Source organism: Halalkalibacter flavus (assembly GCF_036663575.1).
Lineage (GTDB): Bacteria > Bacillota > Bacilli > Bacillales > Bacillaceae_D > Halalkalibacter > Halalkalibacter flavus.
The window spans coordinates 1-499 of the sequence record NZ_JAWRVK010000125.1 but is presented as its reverse complement, the minus strand read 5'-3'; the positions used below and the strand labels follow the sequence as shown (position 1 = coordinate 499).

Sequence of the window (499 nt, the reverse complement as noted above, 5' to 3'; positions counted from 1 at the left end):
ACGGCTTAGAAGGCCGTTGCTCTATCCAGCTGAGCTAAGGGCACAAAAAATGGTGCGGGTGAAGGGAGTCGAACCCCACGTCATAAGACACTAGATCCTAAGTCTAGCGCGTCTGCCAATTCCGCCACACCCGCATATAATTGGTATTTTTCTAAAAATACCTTAAATGGTGAGCCATGAAGGACTCGAACCGCCGACACATGGATTTTCAGTCCATTGCTCTACCGACTGAGCTACTGAGCCAAATGATATTGCGGGGATAGGATTTGAACCTATGACCTTCGGGTTATGAGCCCGACGAGCTACCAGACTGCTCCACCCCGCGTCGTTTCTATGGTGGAGGATAACGGGATCGAACCGCCGACCCCCTGCTTGTAAGGCAGGTGCTCTCCCAGCTGAGCTAATCCTCCAGACTTTTATATAAATGGTGACCCGTACGGGATTCGAACCCGTGTTACCGCCGTGAAAGGGCGGTGTCTTAACCGCTTGACCAACGGGC

The 499-nt window shown here is 52.1% G+C and carries 3 tRNA genes; all 3 read right to left on the bottom strand.

Going from position 1 to position 499, the window contains the following annotated elements:
- Window positions 1–50: 50 nt before the first annotated feature.
- Window positions 51–134 (bottom strand) — tRNA-Leu (locus SAY88_RS24720).
- Window positions 135–251: 117 nt separating this feature from the next.
- Window positions 252–325: transfer RNA gene (locus SAY88_RS24715), tRNA-Met, on the bottom strand.
- A gap of 9 nt (window positions 326–334) precedes the next feature.
- Window positions 335–410, bottom strand: a tRNA-Val gene (locus SAY88_RS24710).
- Between the last annotated feature and the right edge of the window lie 89 nt (window positions 411–499).